Genomic DNA, 18,235 nt, shown 5'->3' on the forward strand with positions numbered 1-18,235 from the left:
TTATTTTTCTTTAGTTATTCCTCTTCAGTTATTCTTATTTTATTCTCATTTCCTGTTTATATAGTAAAAAGAGTTTCATCATCGACTGCAAAAACCCCTAGTTTTGCCCCTGCATCGAGCCAGGCATGACCATAGCTGAAGGAGGCAAGGGCATTTACAGGATCTCTATTCTCCAGAAAATACACCCCATCTTTATAATAAGCCTCTGCCATTGTATAATAATCCTTTGCAACGGCGTACATATGGGATTCCGGAATTGGGGCATATTTGGCTTTCTGGAGGGCTCTTTTTAACATATCTTCGTATCTTTTGACTTTTTCATCAAGATCAGCAGGCATTATAATCACCAGGAAACGCTATAAACAGTATTCTCTTCTTTATTCCGCTTCGTTCATAAATCCTGCTGGAGCTTCTGCAAGTTTCACAAGCGCTTCGGCTTCAAGAAAATGCAGTTTTCCGGGAATTACCAGGATGTGGAGAGGTTTTCCAAAATCAAAGTCCTTGAGTTTTTCCGCATAGTCTGCTTTTACGACCGGCTTTTCAGAGCCTGCCCTGGCTATTCCTACTGCAACGGCTCCTCGCATAATTCCTTCTCCCCTTTTTTCTTCAACCTCAAGGAGAAGCTCAAGGGCAGTGTTTACGGTCATATAGCCTTTTTCCTTATCTATATCCAGAAACACCAGAGTATGCAGGCCAAGCTCCAAGTTTTGTTTTATGGTATCATAAGGAGTTTCTGAGATTATCCTTGTGCCTCTTCTGCTCTCATAGGGATGAGGAATACTTGCGGATTTACCAAAGCGGTAGTTCTGCAGTCCTGTAAGACCCGAGACAGCCGAGGCAATTGAAGACCCATGAACCAGACGGGTCTCTATTCCCAGTTTTTCAGCTCTCAGGCGTAAATCTACATGGGTTGTGGAGACCATTGTATCCCCGCCAGTCAGGAAGCAAAGATTCCTGTCCTTTGCTTCGGAGAGCCACTCAGGGTGCTGCTCCACATCCTCTCTTGAAAGCAAAAAGACTTTCTTTCCGTAGAGTTTCTCCATTTTTTCAAGGTTCGTACCCATGAGATAGGATGTATAGAACTCCGCGTAAACCATGTCAGCTTCCCTGATAGCCTCAAGTCCCTTTAAAGAAATGTCATATTCGTCGAAAAGACCCAGACCTATAAATGTAAGCATAGCCCGCTTTAAGAGCCCTGCTGGTTTAAAGCTTTTTGTTTGAACAGATCAGGCAGTAATTCTTCATTTTTCGAATTTGAGGGTACGCTTAACTTATTTATATATGAAAATTAATATTAGAATGGATTTACAACTGTAATTTTTAAAGGGGTTTTTATGGCTAAAGTTACGCTTATTCACGCCAGCTGGTGTACTGCCTGTCCGGCAGCTAGAAGATTCTGGAGAGACCTGAAATCCGAGTATGACTTTGAATACGAGGAAATAGACGTGGAAACTCCAGAGGGTCAGGCATTGATAGATAAGTATGGCATAGTTGGAGTACCTACGACTATTATTGATGGAGAGGTAGCTTTTACAGGCCTCCCGAAAAAAGCTGAAGCTATATCTCGTATTAGCTGAGTAAATCTCAAAAAGGTATTCCATTGAAACTGTTTTTCTGTATTCAGGAGGGAAACATGTATGATCTTATAATTATAGGAGGAGGGCCTGCGGGGCTCGCAGCCGGTATTTATGCCGTACGCTCCGGACTTAATACTTTGATACTTGAAAGAAGTGAAATAAGTGGGCAGATTGCGCTTTCAGATCTCGTGGAAAATTATCCTGGCTTTCCAGCTATCTCAGGGCTAGAATTAATGGAAAAATATAAGGCTCATGCTCAGGCTGTTGGGGTAGAAACAAAGATAACTGAAGTCCTCTCTGTTCGCGCCGAAGGAGAAAAGAAAATAGTCTCCACGGATAGTGGAGCTCTTGAGTCAATAGCTGTCATAGTTGCTACAGGTGCAAATCCCAAGCATCTGAACGTGCCTGGAGAGAAAGAATTTATCAGTAAAGGGGTTTCTTACTGCGCCATCTGTGACGGGCCTTTTTTTAAAAACAAAACTGTTGTGGTGGTCGGGGGTGGCAACTCAGCAGTTACGGATGCCCTTCTTCTTTCGAAAATTGCCAGGAAAGTATATCTGATTCACAGAAGAGACACGCTGAGAGCTGTTAAAGTCCTTCAAGATAGAGCTTTTGCAACTCCGAATATTGAATTCATTTTTAATGCCCAGATTCTGGAAATCATGGGAGGCAGTGGAGGAGTTAAAAGAGTCGAAAAAATAAGCTTAAAAGATCTTAAAAGCGGAGAACAGCGCGAACTGTCTACAGACGGTGTTTTTATCTACGTGGGCATTCATCCAAACACTGAAATCATTGACGTGGATAAGGATGATGAAGGTTTTATCACGACGGACCGTTTCCTTGAAACCTCGAAGAAAGGGATTTATGCTGTAGGAGACTGTCGTGATACCCCAATCTGGCAACTTGTTGCAGCCGTTAGAGATGGAGCACTGGCAGCTACCGCTGCGAACGTGTACATAGAGAGCTTCAAAAAAGAGACTACATGAGAACGATCTAAATCAGGATATCTGGTTAAAGTTACCTGAAATGGTTACCTGAAGAATTACTCTAATCAAGATATTCAGGTTGAAATTACCTGGAAGTTTAATTATCTAAAACTTTAAACTGTTTGCAAATTTAAAAGACGGGACAGTAGACCATTTCTGCCCCTAGTTCTCGTTTTTTGTACTTCTGCTTTTAAGGATTATCCAAGCATCTGGTTGATATTATTGTAGAAATCTATAATCAGCCTTGTTGCCTCATTGTCCATGTTCAGCTGGAAAGTCCTGATTTGCTTTCCCAGAGGCTTTTCTATGACTATGCCCGATGCGATCAGGGGAGTAATGACCCTTGATACGCTGGAGTGAGACAGGCCAGTTTCTTCAGCTATCCCAGAAAGGTAGGTTGATTCGTTCTGGTGTTCAATCAGATTCTTGAGTACTGTCATCTGTGCGGTTTTACCAAAAATTTTTTCCATTGGATCCATTGATATCATCTCAGAGGTGGCTGTTCTCTGTAAGTGATTCTTATTTCCAATATTAACTTGCTATTTACGGTTATAAACTTATCTCCTAATTGGTCAATCCGACGATTCATAAGAAGTCTTCTGAATATTTGGATAACTCTATACTCTTCATACTGTACTAAATTTAAAGTAACGCGTGTTTTAAAAGATTTGAGAAATGTTTAAGATCTAAGAAAATATATACTGTATGGTGATGGAGGGTGATGAATTATAAAAATCTTGATCATGAGATATTGAAATTAATTGAAGCGCAACCTGAAATAAGTGAAGGAGAGATTGCCTCCCGTCTTTCAGTTTCAGAAGAACTGGTAAAGACCCGAATCGCAAATCTTAAGGACACACGGCAGAAAATCCTGATTATGGGTAATGGGAGCAGTGCCCTAAGTATTAAGGCGACACTTGACGCTGAAAATTATAATGTTGTCAAAGTCCCTGGCGGTTTTTCTTCACTTGAAGCGATAAAAGCTGAAAAACCCGATCTTGTCTTGCTGGATACAGGGCTTGCAGACCTTGAAGGTTTCAAAATCTGCAAGCAGCTTAAAACAAGTTCAAGGTACTGGTGGATACCGGTTATGGTTCTCAGTGATAAAGGAGAAGTAAAAAACAGGATTAAGGCTTTTGAATCGGGAGTTGATGACTATGTTACTACACCTTTTAACCCTATGGAACTGCGGGCGAGGGTGGGAATGATCTTGAAACGTACTCATTTCTAACTCCAAAGCTGACTTCTATTAGAAAAACGTCTGCGTATTAAAAAATTTAAAATGTTGTGGGATATAAAGGCCGCTCTGAAGAGCTTTTCAGAGCACCCATTTGAAATTTTTATATTTCTGGCATGTCAGAAATACTTCTATACATTATAATTATTTATATATATACTTATAAAATATCCTGTTAAATTCTTTATTGAATGCCTTTATTAAATGTCTTTATCGTTATTTTTACGAGCATATAAAATTATACTAATTAGTTTATTAAGTGTGAAAGGACCCTTGGGATATTTATCTTTATTATTTTTAAGAGAAGTTTTTAATATAATTTCAAAAGACGTGAGGCTATTAAGAGCTGATTTTGGCCCTAATTAAGACATCTAGTCCTTACATAAGTTTCTCCAGACCAGAGAATTCCTCAATTCCTCAATGTGAGAAGTCGATAATTAGACTTTTGACAGGCCGTGAGAGGAGGTGATCTCAACTTTTGCCAAAATCAAACTTACCGGATTTTTCAAGTTTTATTTTGTAGATCAATTTTCCTCATGTCAGGGCAAAAACACTGATATAATAAAGGAAAGACTGAAGAATTTGAGGCTATGATACATATATTTTTATTAATTTCAAGAATAATTAAAAAACATGTATAAAGTTGTCTTAATTTATCGAATTCTTGCCCGACCTGTGAAAACTTTATTTTTAAAATATTAAAGTATATAAAGTTTTCAAAATCCTTAAAAAGAGCAAAAGCATAGGTTATCATGTATAACTGGAAATCATGTATAACTGGAAATTTGTCCTTGACACAGAAATTATGACGTGAAACTATAGATATCTCCTTATTTTTAGTATGGAGCTAAAGTACAAAACTAATTTAACGCTCTGAAAGCATATATTATTATTGCTAAAGTAGATGTGATAATCAGTGGAAAAACGTTATCTAAAAAAGGTGTGGTTGAGTGATGACTTCGAACGAGTGGTACAATACAGGTGTTGCACTCCATGAACTTGGACGATTTACAGAAGCTCTTGATGCATACAATAAAGCTCTGGAAATAAGCCCTGACAATGCAAAAATCCTATTTAGCAAAGGTATGGTTCTGAAAAGCCTTTTCAGATATGACGAAGCTCTTGATGTCCTTAATAAGTCTCTTCAGATCAATCCTGCGGATGTTAAGACCTGGTGCTCCAAAGGTGAACTGCTGGTAGACCTTATGCAGTATAAAGAAGCTCTTGATGCATACTACCATGCTATATATCTCGCTCCTGAAGACCCTGAAGTATGGTACAGGCGAGGCATGGCTCTGAGGGAAATGAAGGCATACGAAGATGCTATGGATGATTTTGAGAAGGCTATTTGCCTTTATGAGAAGAATTATAATATGGGTTCCATGAGCGCAAGTGAGTGGTGCAAGAAAGGTATGGGGCTCTGTAAGGTAAAAAGTTATGAAGAAGCCATTAGCGCTTTCAACAAGGCTCTTGAATTAAACCCTGCTAATGGAAAGGCCCTTTATAACAAAGGTGTGGCTCTCCGCTGGCTTGGAAAACACGATGAAGCTAGACTTTATCTCGAAAAAGCCGTGGAGATTTTTGACACAAAGATAAAGGCAAATCCCGACAATGCCCGGTTCTGGTATAATAAGGGAATTGCCCTGAGAGACCTGGAAAAATACAAAGAGGCACTTCAAGCTTTTGAGAAAGCTATCGATATCAATCCAAGTTTTACAAAAGCCTGGATTGGTAAAGGCATCGTATACGACAGAATTAAGAAACACCAGAAAGCGATGGAAGCCTATGAGAGAGCAGTCGATATAAACCCGATATATTCTGATCTCCTTTGAGTAAACAGACCTCAGATTTTTCCATATAAGTCAAAGAACCCAGAGCCAGAGAAAGCCGTTAGTCGAAAATTCCTTTCCAAAATCCTCAGGACTGACGGCCAAAAGTTTTCTTTTCTATAAAAGTTTTCTGTTTCTCCTGATGTATCCGGTTTACAGGTTTATTAGCATACATGCTCAAAGCTAAGATTTTCGGTTAAGCCTTTTTTCAAAAGGGTTGTGCTACAACCGTTGAGCCGTTTGATCATGCCGATCATGTTGTTGCTGGGGTTTTCGGGCAAGCAGTTTTTTCAAAAGGGTTGCAGGTGAGCAGTTTTTTTAAAAGGGTTGCAGGTAAGCAGTTTTTTCAAAAGGGTTGTTTGAAAAAGCTTACTACTCAGAGTCCAGGTATATTAAGCATATCCGAAAACGTATCGAGCCTGAAATCGAAGCATTGATTCATCTCTTCTCTAGGTCTCCAGTCTCCATAAGAAGCGTAAGCGGTTCTCAGTCCAAGTTTACGAGCAGGGACCATATCTCTTTTGATATTGTCTCCCACTACCAGAGTTTCTTCGGGTTTTATCCCGAGCACCTTAAGCGCGAAAAGAAAATGGGCCGTATCTGGTTTTTTTGTGCCCGTAGTATCCGCAGCCACAATAAGATCGAAGTAATTAAGAATCCTGACCCTTGTAAGCCTTGCCAGGGCATGATAACTATCGGCATCCGTTATAATCACAAGCTTTAAGCCTAGCTTTTTAAGCTTATCAAGAGTATCCGGTACAGCTGGATAGAGTTCGAGATTTTGTAGTTTTTCCCGTTCATAGATCTCACAGCACTTCCTGTAGCCCTGAGCTGTAAAAACATTTCTCTCCTGCATGTAGTCTCGAATATTTTCGTAGTCTTCAAAACCGTAAACTCCTCTAAGGAAGTATCTGAAAAGTACAGAAGGTTCTTCCGTAACATCTCCCTTCCAGATAAAAAAGAGAATCTCCCTGCAAGCTTCCAGTTTTGCAGCTACGAAATCAAAAAGAGTGTTATCCATATCAAAAAGCACAGCTCTCAGAGCTTCGGGGTAAACTCGCTCCAGCTTTTTCTGAATTATATTCATATTATTCTCAATCTCGTCCATTTTCTTCGTGCCTGCTGCTTTTTCTAAGCCATGTAAATTTGCTTTTTCTTTCTCTGCTTTTTCTTTCTCTACTCTGCTTCTCTGCTTTTTCTTTCTCTACTCTGCTTCTCTGCTCTTCTTTCTGGAACTATTTTCAGAGCTTTTCGGGGAGAGGCTATAAAAGCCATAAAGGACAGAGTATAAATTATAAACGAACAACGAATTTAAGTAAATACCGAACGCGGGGATTTAAGAATCCGCAGGTTCTACTACAAAAGGCAGAGCAGGAAATTTTGATATGAGTTCCGACGAACCAAAAGATGAAACCTTCAGAAAAGAAGGCGGTGAAGAAAAATCTGAAGAAGAACCAGTTTCCGAAGAAATGTTTGTTCTAAGCGATTCGGGGGATACAGGTGAGCAGGAGGTCAGCGATAAAGTCGTTGCAGCCAAGCTTAATGAATACGGACTTGATTTTCTCAGCTGTGGCAACTTTAATGAGGCAATGGAGGCTTTTGATAAAGCAATCGAGCTTGATCCAGATAATATAGACCTATTAAACAATAAGGCTCAGGCCCTTGAAACCGTTGGAAAATACGAAGAGGCCCTTGAGTTTTATGAAAAAGCTATCAATATCAATTCCGAGGATCCAGATATCTGGAATAATATGGCTTTCTCCTTGTCCCAGATTGGTAAGTATGACGAAGCTGTTAAAGCCTATGAAAAAGCCCTTGAATTCAGACCGGAATATCCAAATGCATGGTACGGAAAAGCCCTGAACCTGAGCCAGGCAGGAGACTATAAGGCAGCTATCGAAGCCTATGAAAAAGTCCTAGAGGAACATTCCGATTATAAAGAAGCCTGGGTAGGAAAAGGCATAGCGCTGGGTCAAATGGGCAAGTATGGCGAAGCAATTATCGCGTACGACAAGGCAATTGAACTTGATCCCAACTTTGCCGAAGCCTGGCATTATAAAGGCGTGGACATGGACAGCCTTGGAAGTTACAGGCAGGCCTTAAAAGCATATCAAAAAGCTGTAGAGCTTGATCCTGAGAACGATGATGCCTGGAATAATATGGGGATAGACTTCGAAAACCTTGAAAAATATGATGAGGCAATTAAAGCCTTTGACAAAGCAATCGAAATCAACGCCGAAAATGCCGATGTCTGGTACAATAAAGGCTTTACCCTCAGCCAGATGCGGAGGTTCGAGGAAGCCGCAGAAGCGTACAGGAAAGCTACACAGCTTGACCCTGAGTATTTAGAAGCTTATTCTAGTCTGGGTTTCGTGCTTGCTCAGCTCAGACGCTTTGAAGAAGCTCTGGATATTTATGGGCAGGCACTCAAGCTTAATCCTGAGGCTGCAGATTCATGGTTCGGGAAAGCTGTCTGTCTGAGTTTCCTTGGACGGGAAGAAGAAGCAGAAGAAGCATACAGAAAAGCTGTAGAAATTGATCCCAGATATGCCGAAGTAGGAGGAGATACCCAGTAATCGAATTTTTTACATACCAGCCTTATTTTTGTCTAATAACCTATTATTATTCAATGTTTACTTTTTTTAAGATTTTTAAATTTTTATTTTTTTCGATCAAGCTTTAAAAGGCTCTTTCTTCACAATCCAGTTTGAAAATAATTGCAATGTACCTATTCAGGTAATGCGAAATAAGATATTTATCTCTTGCCGCTTGAATAAAAATGCTGCAACTGCCGCCTTATTCTATTGACCTTATTCTGTTGACCTTATTCTATTGAAAATCCGTACTACGTACTTACAGCGCCTTACTGCTTTGTGGTATGGGCAGGATTCGGATTACTACTAACATTACTAAATATACCAATCGTCACTCGATAATTCAGCCTATACTCAGAATTACCAAATACTCTGCCCATATTTTGTTCTTTATAAGTTTTTTCAGGCATGTGCCATTATTTGCCCGTGCTAGGTGTTACCTGGATTACTCCCTTGTTCCCGGTAGTGCCTGTAACATTTTTGGCTGGAGTTTGTGCCTTGGTTGGAGTTTTCAATTCAATTGGAGTCTTCTGATCCTGTTTCTTTGTTATAGTTATGTTTGTCGGTTCAGTTACATTTTCTACTACAGTAACTGCTTCAACCGGAGTTACTTCTGTAACAGGAGTTTCTACAACTTCAGTTTCGGTTACTGCTTCCTGAACCGGTGTTACAGCTTCAGCTCCGGTCACTGCCTGGACTTCGGTTGCAGTCTCTTTTGGAGTTCCCGTTTCATTTGGAGCTTGCTGACCAGCGCATCCGATGGCTAGGAATACACCGAAAAATACTATCAAAATAACAAGCGCTTTTCTCATGTTTTCCTCCACTCAAATCATGTGTTTTATAATAACTGCGTTATAATTAATATTGAGGTCTTATAACAATTACTGCTAGATTCTGAACATAATTCTTCTTATGATCTTTCGTATAGTTCATCAAAATCTTTAATAACAGGAGTCTTCCGCTAATTTAACATACTTCTTCTTCCAGTTTCATCTTCTCTTTAACTACAAAAGAAAAGTTTCTAAAAGTAAAACTGCATGAAGCCACATTCAAAATCATTAATAATTTAGAAAAAGAAGCTTTCAGCTTGTTGACAAGATAATAATGATTAAAAAAGCGAAATCGTTTTTAAAACCTTTCTCGTTAAAGTAAGATTTGTCGGTAATTCAGACATCTCAAGCGTCTAATATCATTGTCTTTGTATTACCTTACATCCTTGTCATTATAGATTGTCGGATATATCACCTAATATTAATAAAAGTTTTTTTAGTAAGATTAGCTTATATTTTCATTCTGGTTACTAAACGAAAATTCACAGCTATCGCCTTATGAATTAAAATTCGTGCATAGAAGCTAATTATAATATAGAGCCTCTGGAACAGAGGGTGACTCCGGAATTACTATTAAACAGTTTAGCACCGAGTTACCATTTAACAATTTAGTAATTGTTTTTAGGAGTCGCTTTGGTTACAGTGGTCTTAGTTGCAGTAGTATTATTGCCTTTTATGGTGGTCTTGGCTATAGTAGTATTGTTACCCTGTATAACGGTCCTGTTTGCAGTAGTATTATTGCCCTGTATGGTAGTCTTGGTTGCTCCCATAGCTGGAGTTACTGCTGTAGTTGGAGTTACCGCCGTAGCTGGAGTGACTGCCATAGCTGGAGTGACTGCCGTAGCTGGAGTGACTGTTTCATTTGGAGCTCCGCCTTCCTGACCAGCGCATCCTATTGCAAGGAATACACCGAATAACACTATCAATATAACAAGTGCTTTTCTCATATTTTCCCCCCATTTAATACATGTTGTGTTTTATAATAAATGCTTTATAATTGATATTAAGGTCTTATAATAATTACTGCTAGATTCTGAACATAATTCTTCTTATAACCTGCCGTATAGTAACCTAATATCTTGGAAAATAGAGATCTGAGGTTTACTTTCATCTTTTATTTTTCTTATTTCATTTTCTCCTGAATTATGAAAGAAAAGTTTCTAAATATGAGACTGCAGGAACCATATTTTTCAAGTACTTTCTCACAGATGGATAGTAGAATGTACATCTGGATGGCTGGGAAGATATCGACGTTTGAGTAAAGACTACGAAGGATTAACAGAATCAAGCCAAGCATTAATATATGCTGCTGTGATCCATATAATGATTAGACCGACTAGGTCGGATAAAAAACGTAAGAACATAAGAGATATATAATATTCAGACGGCCTCTAAGAGCCAGTAAAGTTGCTATAAAAAAACTCACTGAAAAATGTAGGTGCCTTGTTGATAATTATTGAGTATCCTCTTCATATTTGAGTGGAGATCCCTCAATTTCCACTCACTGATCTTTTTTCTCTGATTAGTTGAGCCAGAGATTGTTTTAAAGCTTCAAGTTCCATTTTTTACTCCAAGTTTACTCTAAGATATGATAAAGGAAAATGGAATAACTATTATATTTTGTCTGTGGTCGAAAATACATTACTGCTTTTACCCATAAAATTTGAAGAAGATACAAAATAACCCAAAAAACAAACAAAATAACCCAAAAAACAAACAAAATGACTCCAAAAACAAACAAAATGACAGGAAAAGTACAAAAAAATAACGACTGAAGGAAAATATAAAAAAAGAAATTACTGAGAGGGTTTAGCCTTCTGTCTTTGGATTTCTGAAAGGATTCTTACCTTTACTTCAAGTGCAGGAACGAAACCAGGTTGCAATTCCAGAGCCCGATTACAGCTTTTCAGTGCTTCCTCCTGTTTACCCATTTCCGAAAAGACAAAACCCCTGGCTGCCCAGAAGCGGGGATCTTTAGGGGCGAACTGAAGCGCCCTATCGTAAATCTTCAGTGCTTCCTCGTACCTGTCTAACCTGAAAAGCAGGCTTCCGGTCGAAGTAAGGGCCTCAAGGTATTCAGGCCTAATTCGAAGAGCCGAACTGTAAGCTTCAAGGGCTTCTTCCTCTCTGCCGAGGGCCGAAAGTATGGAGCCTTTTCCTGCCCAGGCTTCAGCATATTCTGGAGATCTACGAAGAATTTTATCGTAGGTTTCGAGGGCTTCTTCAAACCTGCCAAGCCTTGCAAGCACAACTCCTTTATTGTCCCAGGCAATTTCAAAAGCCGGTTCAAGCTCAATTGTCCTGTCATAAGCCGCAATCGCTTCTTCAAGTCGGCCCAGTTCCGAGAGAATGACGCCCCTATTATACCATACTCTGTGATCGTCAGGAATAATTTTCAGAACCTTTGCAGTAAGCTGCAGGGCAGTTTCAAACCTTCTGGCCTTATACATGAGCACAGCTTTCTGAAAGAGAGCTGTTGCGTCCTGTGGCTCCTTTTCAAGCCGTTCAGCACAGGCCTGAAGTTCTTCGAAAAAGGGCAAGGAGGCGTAAAGGTCTCTTACATTCAGGAAAAGAGGCAGGATTTCATAGATATTTCCATGAAAAGTAAGTTTTTTTGCTTCCGTGTTATATAGAAAAGCGGCTGAGTTCCCTTTATCGACATCTTCTTCAGGTGTCCCTTGCTTTTTTTTGTTCCGGGAAGTCTTTTCAATTTCTAGAATATTTTCTGTTTCTTCAGCGTTTTTTATTTCTTCATTATTCTTTATCTCCCCAGCTTTTTCTGTTCCGTCAGTATTCTCTATTCCTTCAGTTTTACATATTCCTGCTGTTTTCTCTTTCTCTATTCCTTTAATCACTGTTTTGAACCCGGAAAAGACTGCTGGAGAAAGAGGGGAATTATTAGAGACTGAAAGCACAGATCTGAGGTGTTTTCCGAATTTTCTATCCTTTTTATGCCATAAGACCATTGAAGCGCCCTGGCATTCATTGAGGAATTTTTCCAGGCAAAGCCTCTGGGATGCCTGACTCCCTGAATGTTCAAGCGCAGAAAAGGCTGAAATTGCTGCCCTGCAGTGTTCCCGAAGTTCGTTCAGGGAAATCTTTGATTTGGAAGAGTAAGCCTCCGTTTTAAACCCTCCTTTACTTTGTTCAAATGCGGTCGGAAAAAGCGTCGCACAGTGAGCTTCTCTCAGATGGCAAAAACTTGCCTTTTACCGCAACTACAAGTTTTACGGATGATCCGACAGGGGACTTCGTACCTGGTTTCGGTTCCTGTCTGATGATATCACCAGCCATAACCCCTATGGGTAAAACCACCTTTTGTTCGACAACCTCTCCTGCTGTAAGCCCGGCTTCTTCCAGAATTTTAATGGCTTTCTTAAGGGACTGTTTTACAACATTCGGAACTTCCACGTTTCCGGCAACAGTTCCGGGCTCTACCATGGTTTCTGGCCCTTCAGCGCTTTCTTTTACTTCCAGTACCTCTTCGAGCAAGTCAATTGCCCCGCTAATGCGAAGGAGAGTCTCTTTCAGAGTTTTTTTCCGGTCTTCAAGTTCTGCAAGCTTTAATTCGATGTCTTTGAGGATTTTCTGCCCTGATTCATATTCTGCCCTGAGTTCAGTTAAACGCTGTTCAAGTTTTACTTCCATATTCCTGGATACCCCTTATGGTTATTTATTTCAATTTTATTCAATCTTTTTAACTTTATTCGAAATATTTCACTTTATCAGGAATTATTTATATTATCAGGAATTTTCTGTTCTATTCGGACCTGGTCTTTTTAATTCAAACAAGCCTCAGTAGACTATTTTACATTATATTTTTGTATTTATTGCCTGGTTTTACCTTTTTGGCTTTATTACCTGGTTTTAATTTTTTAGCTTTATTGATTGTTTTATTATTATTTTCTTTTATAGCAGATACTTTTTAGCTCTCTGTACATTTCCAGCCCAATACATTTTAAGTTTTATATTTTTACATGCAATCGGATTGAAAAAGTAAAATTTCTGGAGTAAAGGAAAAAATCTCTCTGAATTCAAAATGGAAAAAGAACGATTTTTCTGGAGTCATTATCGACTTATTGTCCGATCTCCAATTAAAAATTCTTTTATGAAAAAATATCTTTTACAAAAAGTACAGGATCACAGGCAGTAAGATAACTCCCATTGCATGGGATTTCCTGACATTCATAAAGGAAGAGAGCATTCCTATTGGGGTCGATATCACAAAAATGAAAAAACCAAAAAGTCCTGTGAAAAGATAAACCATTACTCCAAGCCCAATAAGAACACCTGTACAAAGTTTGCTGTAATCAACTTTCTTTAGGAACAAATGAGCATTGTTACCTAGCCAGATCGTCGAAAAGTATGAAAACAGTGCAGTTAAGACCATAGCAGCAAAAAAGAGTAGCAGTACCGGAAAATCAAGTATATTTGTCTCCAGAACATCTTCTACGGCAACCATTGCTCCACTTCGTGTCCTCCCGATCACCACAAAAGCTACAAGCCCGAAAATTGCATTTGAAGTGTTTACTCCGGAATTTGAAATTATGAATTCTTTTGAGCTCTCAAGAGTTGAAGGATTACTGGCATAAGGGTCGGAATAAAGAGAGGTTCTTAACTTTCCGGGCTCTGGATCAGAGGTTTTTTTCTTAAGCGGAATCCTGTCAAAATCAACTTTTGCGACAAGGCCTGTAAGGAGTGCAGCAATCGCTGATGAGAGGCCTGGCAGCCATGCCACAAGCGAACCTGCTGCACTGCCTGTAAGGATTCCTCTAAAAATTCTTTTTCGAGAAAGCTTGAGTGCCGACACTGACTCTTCGGGAATTTTTGAGCTTGTAAGAAGGCTTATAATTAGCTGGGAAGCCCCGAAAAGCCCGCTCAGAAGAGGCAGGAGTATGGAAGGCTCTCCAAAATTAACAACCGGAACCATAAGGGATTCCCTATCAAAAGCGAAGAGCCCAAGTATGCCTGTGATTAAAAACAAAATCAGGGCAAAAACTTTGTACTTATATTTTGCAAATGGGCTTTTCTCCTTTGAATCTTCAACGCTTTCACCTTTTTCACTTGCAAGCATTAAAAAGACAATTGAAATAAGAATCAGTGCCATATGTGCTTCAACATAAGGATAAATGGCCTTAAAGAAAAGCGAAAACGGCAGTACAAAAATCAGGGAAGCAACTACCGAGCCTGCGCTTCCTAGTGCTGAAAGCCGGACTGCTTCAGCTCCTGCTCCGTCAATAAGAAGCCTGTGCCCTGGCAGGACCATTAATGCAGTATCTCCATCCGGTGCCCCTAGAAACACTGAAGGGACCACGTCATGAAAAGTCTGTGAGACAGCATTTGAGAGAATAATCACGGCAATGTAAAAAGGTGAAAGCCCTTTTTCAGCCAGGAAAGGGGTAAGGGCTATAAGGGCAAGCGCAAAATTATTGTTATGTACTCCAGGCAGGAGCCCTGAGATTATGCCAAGCAGGTAACCTCCTAAAACTGACAAAAAAAGTAAAATTAATGAGACATTTTCCACCCGGCTAACCCTCTGAAACTTAATTGAATTTTGTGAATTTCATTCAAATTTTTGTAAGACACACCAGAGAGTATAACTATAACTACATAAAAATATTTCTGTTATGTTTTGACTTAACTATCTTTTACCTACTTAACTACCTTTTGAGCCTATCCAAAAAGTGATTAACTCTTATATTATATACTTACTGTTACTTTTCGATACGTATTATTTACTTTTCGGATAGGCTTTTAATCAATCTTCAGGCGAATGAATTAACCGAACTCTTTGAATTGCTATACTTAACTTCCTTGTATCATTATTCTTTAGCTCCGGAAAGTCACATGGTCTTTCGGTGCCTTCAGGTACATTTAAAAGAATGACATTCTTTCCCTGATTTAAGGTAACAGGAATATTTACTGTGCTTAAATTAGTGCTGATATTTTGTTTACTCTGGAGAGTTTTGCCATTATAAACCTCGAGCGTCTTTGGTGAATGTAAGCTGCATGCGTTGAGTTTTAATACTGCATTTTCAGCAACGCCTGAATAAACCGATAACGTAGCCTTGTTTGATATCCACCTGGTCATTGTGCCGTCCCAATTTTCCAGGCGGTTCCATCCTTTACCTAAAAGCATAAAGGGCTGAATTGTTTCATCTGGAACACGGTAAACAATAAGCCCGTCTTCATCGTATACATCAGGTTCAGTTTTAAGGGTCTTATTCAGCAAATTGGTTACAAACTCGAGCTGATCACTGGACAACTGGTTTTTGTGGACAATAACATACCTTATATTATTGGCATTCAGGACAGACGTGCCTATATCAGTAACATCTTCCTTTAAAATATCTTTAGTTCCCAAGGAATAATACTGTAATTCTTTAATGAACGGAGTCTTTCTTTGAAAGTCACCAACGTTAGCTGGATACCTTGCTGAATATCCACCTACGAGAGCTTTATTGTGGACTGTCTGATAGTACAAATCCTGAAAAGCCATATATCCTGCGTTAGAGTTTTGCGGGATTTCGAGAATCGCATAGTTATCCTTATCGTTACTAATTTTATAATAAAAGTCAGGAACACTTACCTGTGTGGTCGGATACGGAATAGATAGGTATTCAAAAACCAGCAGAAAACCTACTATTGTAAAGATAAGCTTTTTTCTATCGGGCTTATACTTCAGTAATTCCGAAAAACCATACCCTGCCAGAACGGAGTACCCAAGGGTTGCGATAACAAAAAACCTGCCAACTGTCCTGCAGTTTTTCAGGAAAGGAATTGTGTTGTATAGTATCTGATATGGAAGTGGAATTTTCAGATTGGAATCCGTGAAAGCAACCGCTCCGTTGAAGTGTAATATGGGCCCTAAACTAATTATCGTAAAGAAAAACGTAGTTACGAACCAGAACTTTATGTCAGGTTTTCTCCTTGATTTCAAGAGTGCAAGGATTGAAAGTCCGAGAACAATATACCCTATAAAGTTCACCCGTTCAGCAGGCCAGCTTGGTATATTCGAATATAAGTCTAAGGTAAACTGACCTAGCAACGGATGTAAATGAGAAGGCAGGAAAAAGCTCATCAAATCGTTTGATAATTTGGGAATTTCATTTATGTTTGGCCTTAGGAAGTTTTGTTTTGAAAGAGCAATAAGTATCTCATTAATGGTCAAAGGCAGTACTCCGAGAAAAGCGACCCCGCCAAAAAATAAATATTTTATAATTATTTGTTTTACAGAATGAGTAAAGTTATTTCTGGACCTGAGAGTCAGGTAAAAATCATAGAAGAATACTAACCCTGCAAAGATCCCCATAAAGATCAGGTACTGCAGGTCGCTCATTGCTACCAGAATGAAAAAGATTCCTGCAAGGACTGGGTTCTTAATCCCTTCTTCTTTAACTGTTTTCATGAGATACAGCGCACAGAAGGGTATCCACTGAACTGTCGCTGCTCCAAAAAAGTATAGTCCTCTGGAAAAATGGTACGGAGAAAACGCGAATACAATTCCTGCAATAAAGGCAGCATAATTATTATCCGTAAGATATTTTACCAGAAAATACGAACCAACAGCTCCTATTATAAAAGTTAATAGCCATAGTATCGTGTATATGACGTGCAGTTCTAAAAAGGGCGACAGCAATACATATAGCACTTGATTGAAGGCTGATGAAAAGGGCATTGATTCTATGCCATTCGGGTAAAATAGGAGAGAGTCATGCGTCAAAGCCGCTAAATTCGCTTCCTTTATTGCTATTTTTGTGTACCATAAGATCCTCATCCATTGAAACGAATCCGCTCCTGTTCCAGGAATATCGGTTTTTATCTTAAAGAAGACAGGATAAGTAAGAATAATTGTCAAAAGAGTATATGAGATTCCCACCAGAGAATAATCCCGTAAATTGTAAAAATGTTTATTCTTAAAACTTCGGTTTTTTTCCGGGTTAGATGTTTTTCTTATTTCCACGAAATTGTCTCCCGATTTCCTGAATATCTCTTATTCTTTTTTTCGAAATAAATCCCAAATGATATATAAATGTTATTAAATATTATATGTACTTAAAATTGAATATTATTATATGTTAAATGTCACTAAAAATTAAGTGTTATTAAATATTAGATGTTATTAAAAAAATGTTGAAGCCATCTCAAAACCCATTTTCATTTTCACTTATTGGAATTATTCTGGATTGTTTTCACGATATGAAACTCAATAGGTCACTTAAAATGCAGGAACCGGAGAGGCAAACTTTGAGTTTTGGGATGAACTCTTTATTAAAAAATAAATGTTAATAAAAAGTAGATGTTAATAATTATTTTTTGCATAGAACCATAGTCCAAGGAAATGGCCTTCGAACTTCCAGCACATCAAAATAAGTTTCTATTAATTTCACAAACTTTCCTGAACTCCAGTTCTGAACATGCTCAGGATCATTTCCAAAACGTGTCAAATTTTTACCCCGGAAAAAATTCATTGTACGGAAATAGGGTTCGTTAGGCACACTGATAATACAGTAATTTTTGGTTATTCGTCGGATCTCCTGAAGAGCTAAATCCGGTTTTTCGAGGTGTTCCAGTACTTCGGTTGCTATAACAAGATCGAAACTGTTTTCTTTAAACGAAATTTCACATATGCTGCCTGAACAAAAATCACACTCTGGATTTTTCTCCTTTGCAATTCTCAGAGCATTTCTGGAAATATCAACGCCTGTTATTTTTGGATAATTAAGGCAGTTTATTACAAATCCTTCTCCACAGCCTATATCAATAACATTATTTATATTTTCTAAATGATTGGCAGTTTCCTTTAAGTTTTTCATAAAATTGGATATCACTATACCCATAAGCGGATTTTTGGAGTTGTATTTTTTGTAATTTCTACTCTGGTTCTGGTCCATTTAGCCCCACCTATTTAAAATGCGTTTTTAATTTTATTTCTTCTTATATTCAGTTTTAATTTTTTATTCTTAATAGCCCGATTATTTAGAATTTGTGTCAACTGCTTTGACTTTATTTTCAATGTCCTTTTTCGATATCTTTTCTTAATATCCATTCTTAATATTCGTTTTCAATAACCTTTTCAATAACTGTTTTCAATAACCTTTTCAATAACTGTTTTCAACAACTGTTTTCAATAACCGTTTTCAATAACTATTTTCAATAACTATTTTCAATAACCGTTTTCA

General features: G+C 38.5%; 16 protein-coding genes and 1 pseudogene. 6 read left to right on the top strand and 11 right to left on the bottom strand.

Translation table 11 applies throughout. The annotated features are described in order from the left end of the window. Nucleotides 1-56: 56 nt before the first annotated feature. Both A9239_RS17170 and dph5 read right to left on the bottom strand, forming a co-directional pair. The gene (locus tag A9239_RS17170) at nucleotides 57-338 is read right to left on the bottom strand and encodes a DUF357 domain-containing protein (protein ID WP_048118185.1); all 282 of its coding nucleotides are present in this window, start codon (nucleotides 336-338) and stop codon (nucleotides 57-59) included. A 39-nt stretch (nucleotides 339-377) separates the two neighbouring features. Then, nucleotides 378-1,178, bottom strand: a complete 801-nt coding sequence (gene dph5 / locus A9239_RS17175) for a diphthine synthase (RefSeq protein WP_048155252.1) — start codon at nucleotides 1,176-1,178, stop codon at nucleotides 378-380. 156 nt (nucleotides 1,179-1,334) lie between these two features. Between dph5 and A9239_RS17180 the strand changes: the two genes are divergently transcribed. Both A9239_RS17180 and trxB read left to right on the top strand, forming a co-directional pair. Further along, on the top strand, nucleotides 1,335-1,577 hold the full coding sequence (locus tag A9239_RS17180) for a thioredoxin family protein (RefSeq protein ID WP_048118190.1): 243 nt from the start codon (nucleotides 1,335-1,337) through the stop codon (nucleotides 1,575-1,577). 56 nt (nucleotides 1,578-1,633) lie between these two features. Next, nucleotides 1,634-2,563 (top strand): thioredoxin-disulfide reductase, encoded by a 930-nt coding sequence (gene trxB / locus A9239_RS17185; RefSeq protein WP_048118193.1) that lies wholly within the window; start codon nucleotides 1,634-1,636, stop codon nucleotides 2,561-2,563. A gap of 197 nt (nucleotides 2,564-2,760) precedes the next feature. Here trxB and A9239_RS17190 read toward each other — a convergent pair whose 3' ends face one another. After that, nucleotides 2,761-3,042 carry a helix-turn-helix domain-containing protein gene (locus tag A9239_RS17190; RefSeq protein WP_048118196.1) on the bottom strand — a complete coding sequence of 94 codons (282 nt, stop codon included), beginning with the start codon at nucleotides 3,040-3,042 and terminating at the stop codon, nucleotides 2,761-2,763. 242 nt (nucleotides 3,043-3,284) lie between these two features. Here A9239_RS17190 and A9239_RS17195 point away from each other — a divergent pair, with 242 nt between their 5' ends. Together A9239_RS17195 and A9239_RS17205 are read left to right on the top strand one after the other, a co-directional pair. Beyond that, complete coding sequence (locus tag A9239_RS17195; protein WP_048118199.1) at nucleotides 3,285-3,794, top strand: response regulator; 510 nt, start codon at nucleotides 3,285-3,287, stop codon at nucleotides 3,792-3,794. A 959-nt stretch (nucleotides 3,795-4,753) separates the two neighbouring features. Then, nucleotides 4,754-5,632 carry a tetratricopeptide repeat protein gene (locus tag A9239_RS17205; protein ID WP_048118203.1) on the top strand — a complete coding sequence of 293 codons (879 nt, stop codon included), beginning with the start codon at nucleotides 4,754-4,756 and terminating at the stop codon, nucleotides 5,630-5,632. Nucleotides 5,633-6,005: 373 nt separating this feature from the next. Here the strand turns inward: A9239_RS17205 and A9239_RS17210 are convergent, their stop codons facing one another. Then, complete coding sequence (locus A9239_RS17210) at nucleotides 6,006-6,737, bottom strand: HAD family hydrolase (protein ID WP_048118205.1); 732 nt, start codon at nucleotides 6,735-6,737, stop codon at nucleotides 6,006-6,008. A 277-nt stretch (nucleotides 6,738-7,014) separates the two neighbouring features. On the opposite strand from A9239_RS17210, the gene A9239_RS17215 reads away from it, so the two are divergent. After that, nucleotides 7,015-8,205 carry a tetratricopeptide repeat protein gene (locus A9239_RS17215; protein ID WP_048118210.1) on the top strand — a complete coding sequence of 397 codons (1,191 nt, stop codon included), beginning with the start codon at nucleotides 7,015-7,017 and terminating at the stop codon, nucleotides 8,203-8,205. Between the two features lie 434 nt (nucleotides 8,206-8,639). Here the strand turns inward: A9239_RS17215 and A9239_RS17220 are convergent, their stop codons facing one another. Both A9239_RS17220 and A9239_RS17225 read right to left on the bottom strand, forming a co-directional pair. Further along, entirely contained in the window at nucleotides 8,640-9,035 is a 396-nt protein-coding gene (locus tag A9239_RS17220) for a hypothetical protein (RefSeq protein WP_048118213.1), read from the bottom strand. Nucleotides 9,036-9,661: 626 nt separating this feature from the next. Continuing rightward, the gene (locus tag A9239_RS17225) at nucleotides 9,662-10,000 is read right to left on the bottom strand and encodes a hypothetical protein (protein ID WP_052712742.1); all 339 of its coding nucleotides are present in this window, start codon (nucleotides 9,998-10,000) and stop codon (nucleotides 9,662-9,664) included. 241 nt (nucleotides 10,001-10,241) lie between these two features. On the opposite strand from A9239_RS17225, the pseudogene A9239_RS18665 reads away from it, so the two are divergent. After that, nucleotides 10,242-10,430 (top strand): annotated as a pseudogene (locus A9239_RS18665) (transposase); the annotation flags it as partial. 419 nt (nucleotides 10,431-10,849) lie between these two features. Here A9239_RS18665 and A9239_RS17230 read toward each other — a convergent pair. From A9239_RS17230 to A9239_RS17250, 5 genes are all read right to left on the bottom strand, one after another. Then, the gene (locus A9239_RS17230; protein ID WP_048118216.1) at nucleotides 10,850-12,019 is read right to left on the bottom strand and encodes a tetratricopeptide repeat protein; all 1,170 of its coding nucleotides are present in this window, start codon (nucleotides 12,017-12,019) and stop codon (nucleotides 10,850-10,852) included. Between the two features lie 181 nt (nucleotides 12,020-12,200). Next, on the bottom strand, nucleotides 12,201-12,701 hold the full coding sequence (locus tag A9239_RS17235; protein WP_048118219.1) for a PASTA domain-containing protein: 501 nt from the start codon (nucleotides 12,699-12,701) through the stop codon (nucleotides 12,201-12,203). A 475-nt stretch (nucleotides 12,702-13,176) separates the two neighbouring features. Further along, nucleotides 13,177-14,577 carry a tripartite tricarboxylate transporter permease gene (locus A9239_RS17240; RefSeq protein ID WP_048118221.1) on the bottom strand — a complete coding sequence of 467 codons (1,401 nt, stop codon included), beginning with the start codon at nucleotides 14,575-14,577 and terminating at the stop codon, nucleotides 13,177-13,179. A gap of 234 nt (nucleotides 14,578-14,811) precedes the next feature. After that, the gene (locus A9239_RS17245) at nucleotides 14,812-17,016 is read right to left on the bottom strand and encodes a hypothetical protein (RefSeq protein WP_048155249.1); all 2,205 of its coding nucleotides are present in this window, start codon (nucleotides 17,014-17,016) and stop codon (nucleotides 14,812-14,814) included. A gap of 346 nt (nucleotides 17,017-17,362) precedes the next feature. Beyond that, on the bottom strand, nucleotides 17,363-17,947 hold the full coding sequence (locus A9239_RS17250; protein ID WP_048118224.1) for a class I SAM-dependent methyltransferase: 585 nt from the start codon (nucleotides 17,945-17,947) through the stop codon (nucleotides 17,363-17,365). Nucleotides 17,948-18,235: the final 288 nt, after the last annotated feature.

The sequence above is a fragment of the Methanosarcina sp. A14 genome, from assembly GCF_001729375.1.
Classification (GTDB): Archaea; Halobacteriota; Methanosarcinia; order Methanosarcinales; family Methanosarcinaceae; genus Methanosarcina; species Methanosarcina barkeri.

Excerpts from the sequence above, each read along its gene's own strand:
- A9239_RS17170 (WP_048118185.1), bottom strand. The coding sequence starts at position 338 with ATGCCTGCTGATCTTGATGAAAAAGTCAAAAGATACGAAGATATGTTA.
- A9239_RS17210 (WP_048118205.1), bottom strand. The coding sequence starts at position 6,737 with ATGGACGAGATTGAGAATAATATGAATATAATTCAGAAAAAGCTGGAG.
- A9239_RS17235 (WP_048118219.1), bottom strand. The coding sequence starts at position 12,701 with ATGGAAGTAAAACTTGAACAGCGTTTAACTGAACTCAGGGCAGAATAT.
- A9239_RS17205 (WP_048118203.1), top strand. The coding sequence starts at position 4,754 with ATGACTTCGAACGAGTGGTACAATACAGGTGTTGCACTCCATGAACTT.
- trxB (WP_048118193.1), top strand. The coding sequence starts at position 1,634 with ATGTATGATCTTATAATTATAGGAGGAGGGCCTGCGGGGCTCGCAGCC.
- A9239_RS17180 (WP_048118190.1), top strand. The coding sequence starts at position 1,335 with ATGGCTAAAGTTACGCTTATTCACGCCAGCTGGTGTACTGCCTGTCCG.
- A9239_RS17220 (WP_048118213.1), bottom strand. The coding sequence starts at position 9,035 with ATGAGAAAAGCGCTTGTTATTTTGATAGTATTTTTCGGTGTATTCCTA.
- A9239_RS17195 (WP_048118199.1), top strand. The coding sequence starts at position 3,285 with ATGAATTATAAAAATCTTGATCATGAGATATTGAAATTAATTGAAGCG.
- A9239_RS17225 (WP_052712742.1), bottom strand. The coding sequence starts at position 10,000 with ATGAGAAAAGCACTTGTTATATTGATAGTGTTATTCGGTGTATTCCTT.
- A9239_RS17230 (WP_048118216.1), bottom strand. The coding sequence starts at position 12,019 with ATGGTCTTATGGCATAAAAAGGATAGAAAATTCGGAAAACACCTCAGA.
- dph5 (WP_048155252.1), bottom strand. The coding sequence starts at position 1,178 with ATGCTTACATTTATAGGTCTGGGTCTTTTCGACGAATATGACATTTCT.
- A9239_RS17250 (WP_048118224.1), bottom strand. The coding sequence starts at position 17,947 with ATGGACCAGAACCAGAGTAGAAATTACAAAAAATACAACTCCAAAAAT.
- A9239_RS17215 (WP_048118210.1), top strand. The coding sequence starts at position 7,015 with ATGAGTTCCGACGAACCAAAAGATGAAACCTTCAGAAAAGAAGGCGGT.
- A9239_RS17190 (WP_048118196.1), bottom strand. The coding sequence starts at position 3,042 with ATGGATCCAATGGAAAAAATTTTTGGTAAAACCGCACAGATGACAGTA.